At 67.5% G+C, this 3660-nt stretch carries 5 protein-coding genes; 3 read left to right on the forward strand and 2 right to left on the reverse strand.

Features of this window, described 5'->3' with window-relative positions; all coding sequences use genetic code 11:
* Positions 1-368 (reverse strand): nitronate monooxygenase (locus A5686_RS16450; protein WP_197520599.1); only part of this gene is annotated, 368 nt, incomplete at its 3' end.
* Between the two features lie 161 nt (positions 369-529).
* On the opposite strand from A5686_RS16450, the gene A5686_RS16455 reads away from it, so the two are divergent.
* Positions 530-970, forward strand: coding sequence for an SPW repeat protein (locus tag A5686_RS16455; protein WP_067936315.1), 441 nt, complete (start codon positions 530-532; stop codon positions 968-970).
* A gap of 67 nt (positions 971-1037) precedes the next feature.
* Here A5686_RS16455 and ilvD read toward each other — a convergent pair whose 3' ends face one another.
* A complete protein-coding gene (gene ilvD / locus A5686_RS16460) occupies positions 1038-2750 on the reverse strand; it encodes a dihydroxy-acid dehydratase (protein ID WP_067936317.1) in 1713 nt (570 codons plus the stop codon).
* 118 nt (positions 2751-2868) lie between these two features.
* Here ilvD and A5686_RS16465 point away from each other — a divergent pair, with 118 nt between their 5' ends.
* The gene (locus A5686_RS16465) at positions 2869-3171 is read left to right on the forward strand and encodes a metal-sensitive transcriptional regulator (protein ID WP_067936320.1); all 303 of its coding nucleotides are present in this window, start codon (positions 2869-2871) and stop codon (positions 3169-3171) included.
* Between the two features lie 153 nt (positions 3172-3324).
* Positions 3325-3660: MFS transporter (locus A5686_RS16470; protein WP_156750106.1), on the forward strand; the 336-nt coding region annotated here is incomplete at its 3' end.

Consider the following 3660-nt stretch of genomic DNA (forward strand, 5'->3'; position numbering starts at 1 on the left):
GCCGCGCGCGCCTGCGCTTCGGTGCCCACCATCACGAAGACGAAGATCCCGGCATCTCGCAGGTGCGCGACGAGACCCCGCTTCTCGCCGAATGCCAGCACGACGGCGTCTACCCGGGCTTCGACGCAGACCGCGACATGACGACGATGAACGAAGGGCATCAACAGATTCACCGCAACGGCCCGGCCGGGCGCCTGTGTGCGCACCAGTTCGATCGATGTTCGTAGCCGGTGCGGCGTATCGATGCCCAGCGTGCCCAGTCCGCCCGCCCGGGCGACCGCACCCGCCAACGTCGCGCCCGCCAGCCCGCCGCCCATGCCGGCCTGCCCGATCGGCACATCGAGCCGGAGCCGGTCCACGATGTCCATGACCCAACACGCTACGCGCCTCGTCGATACGGCCGCGCCGAGCGACCCGATGGGGCGCCGATTTTCGTTGCTGGCCAATGGCGCGCGGGCGTAATCTTGACGGCAGATGGATGGGTGCAGTCCGGCTCAAAAGGCTTGCTGCATAACAGAAAGGTCACAAAATGAGTACAGTCCATTCATCAATCGATCACCACCCCGATTTGTTGGCTCTGCGTGCGCGCTATGAGCGCGTCGCCGAGTCGATGAGCGCGCATGTCACGTTCGGTCTGGCCCTGCTGACGGGCCTGTATGTGGCCGCATCGCCGTGGATCGTTGGATTCAACGCCATGGCATCGCTTGCCACGTCCGACCTGATCGCGGGGATCGCGGCGGCGTTCTTGGCCTACGGGTTCGCGACGACGCTGGACCGCGCGCACGGCATGACCTGGACGTTGCCGGTGCTGGGCGTGTGGGTCATCGTCTCGACGTGGATCCTGCCGGATGTCACGTTGAGCGCCGGCATGACCTGGTCGAATGTCGTCGCGGGCGCGTTGTTGACGTTCTTAGGCCTCAACGCGACCTACTTCGGCATGCGCACCCGCGCGGCGGGCACGCACGAATAAGCGCGAACTCGGATAGACCCCAAGGTAATTCGCCCCCGGGCCGCATCAGCGGGGCCCGGGGCGGCGATCAGCCGCAGACCGCGCCGATCGCGGCCGAGCTGACCAGCTTCACGTACTTGGCCAGCACGCCGCTCTTGTAGCGCGGCTCCGGTGGCGTGAAATCCTTTCGGCGAGCCTCGAATTCGGCAGGATCGGTCAGCACGTCGAGCACATGGTTGGCCACGTCCAGGCGGATGCGGTCGCCGTCTCGCAGGAAGGCGATCGGTCCGGCGTCGACCGCCTCCGGCGCGATGTGGCCGACGCACAGGCCGGTGGTGCCGCCGGAGAACCGGCCGTCGGTCAGCAGCAGCACGTCCTTGCCCAGACCTGCGCCCTTGATGGCGCCGGTGATGGCCAGCATTTCGCGCATGCCGGGCCCGCCCTTGGGACCTTCGTAGCGGATCACCACGGCGTCGCCCTTGGTGATGGTGCCGTCCTCCAAGGCGTCCAGCGCGGCCCGCTCGCCGTCGAAAACCCTTGCGGTGCCCTCGAACACGTCGGAATCGAAACCGGCCGACTTGACCACCGCGCCCTCGGGTGCCAGCGAGCCGCGCAGGATGGTGATGCCGCCGGTCGGGTGGATGGGATTGCTCAACGCGCGCAGCACCTTCCCGTCGGGGTCGGGCGGCGCGATCTCGGCCAGGTTCTCGGCCACCGTCGCACCGGTCACCGTCAGGCAGTCGCCGCGCAGCAGCCCGGCGTCAAGCAGTGCCTTCATCACCACCGGGACGCCGCCGATGTGGTCGACGTGGGACATGACGTGGCGGCCGAACGGCTTCACGTCGGCGAGGTGCGGAACTTTCGACCCGACCCGGCTGAAGTCGTCGAGCGAGAGTTCGACGCCGGCCTCGTGGGCGATGGCCAGCAGGTGCAGTACCGCATTGGTCGAGCCACCGAACGCCATCACCACCGCGATCGCGTTTTCGAACGCCTCCTTGGTGAGGATGTCGCGAGCGGTGATGCCGCGCCGCAGCAGTTCGACGACGGCCGCACCGCTGCGGCGCGCGAACCCGTCGCGGCGGCGGTCGGTCGCCGGTGGCGCCGCGCTGCCGGGCAACGACATCCCGAGCGCCTCTGCGGCGCTGGCCATCGTGTTGGCGGTGTACATGCCGCCGCACGCGCCCTCACCGGGACAGATCGCGCGTTCGATGGAGTCGACGTCCTCGCGGGGCATCAGGCCGCGGGCGCAGGCTCCGACCGCCTCGAACGCGTCGATGATGGTGACCTCACGCTCGGTGCCGTCGGACAGCTTGGCCACCCCCGGCAAAATGGACCCCGCGTAGAGGAACACCGAGGCAAGGTCGAGCCGTGCGGCGGCCATCAGCATCCCGGGCAGCGACTTGTCGCAGCCGGCCAGCAGCACCGAGCCGTCCAACCGTTCGGCCTGCATCACCGTCTCGACGCTGTCGGCGATCACCTCGCGCGACACCAGCGAGAAATGCATCCCCTCGTGACCCATGGAAATGCCGTCGGACACCGAGATGGTGCCGAATTCCAGCGGGTATCCACCGGCCGAGAACACGCCCTCCTTGACCGCCTTGGCCAGCCGGTCCAGGGAGAGGTTGCACGGGGTGATCTCGTTCCAGGACGAAGCCACCCCGATCTGCGGCTTGGCGAAGTCCTCGTCTCCCATACCTACGGCCCGCAGCATGCCACGGGCGGCGGCCTTCTCCAGGCCGTCGGTGACGTCACGACTACGCGGCTTGATGTCGGCGCTTGCCGCCGAATCGGTGGTGGACATCGTTCAAGTATGCGCTGGCCAGTCGCGATGGCCATTTCCGGGGTTATACCCCAACGGGGTATAACCTGAAGTTCGGTGTGATGCCGCAGCGCGGCGGGCGATTCAGCAGGGGTGACAGATGACGAACGAGCACGGTTATTCGCAGCAGAAGGACAACTACGCCAAGCGGCTGCGACGCATCGAGGGTCAGGTGCGTGGCATCGCCCGCATGATCGAGGAGGACAAGTACTGCATCGACGTCCTCACCCAGGTCAGCGCCGTCAACAGTGCCTTGCGGTCGGTCGCCCTGAATCTGCTCGACGAGCACCTGAATCACTGCGTCACCCGCGCCGTCGCAGAGGAGGGGCCGGACGCCCCGGAAAGAGCCCAAGCCAAGCTCGCCGAAGCCTCCGCGGCCATCGCGCGCCTGGTGCGCTCCTGACTTAGGGGTTCTTTTTCAATCGGTGACGCAGTTGAGACCTTCGCTACGGCCGTGCTGCGGGGGGAGGCGAAGTTGCGGTCCGTACGGTAAGGCAGTGTGATCGCATTAGGCGCGACAACCCAGGAAGTGGGTAGTCCGGCCGATACAGACGCCATGACTGCCGAATCCAATGCTGCCGCGCGAACGTGGACTCCACGGATCGCGGCTCAGCTTGCTGTGCTGGCCGCCGCGGCGTTCACCTACGTCACCGCTGAGATCCTGCCGGTCGGCGCGCTGCCGGCCATCGCGCGCGACCTGCACGTGAGTCTGTTTGCGGTGGGAACGCTGCTGACCTGGTATGCCTTCGTGGCGGCCCTGACGACGTTTCCGCTGGTGCGCTGGACGGCGCATTGGCCGCGCCGGCGCGCGCTCATGCTCAGCCTGACCTGCCTGACCGCCTCGCAGGCGATCTCGGCGCTGGCGCCCAATTTCGCGGTGCTGGCGGCCGGG

The organism is Mycobacterium sp. E2479 (genome assembly GCF_001667925.1).
Taxonomy (GTDB): domain Bacteria; phylum Actinomycetota; class Actinomycetes; order Mycobacteriales; family Mycobacteriaceae; genus Mycobacterium.

Bases quoted from the DNA above. Each gene is read 5' to 3' on its own strand.
- A5686_RS16455 (WP_067936315.1), top strand. From the start codon at position 530: ATGAGTACAGTCCATTCATCAATCGATCACCACCCCGATTTGTTGGCT.
- ilvD (WP_067936317.1), bottom strand. From the start codon at position 2,750: ATGTCCACCACCGATTCGGCGGCAAGCGCCGACATCAAGCCGCGTAGT.
- A5686_RS16465 (WP_067936320.1), top strand. From the start codon at position 2,869: ATGACGAACGAGCACGGTTATTCGCAGCAGAAGGACAACTACGCCAAG.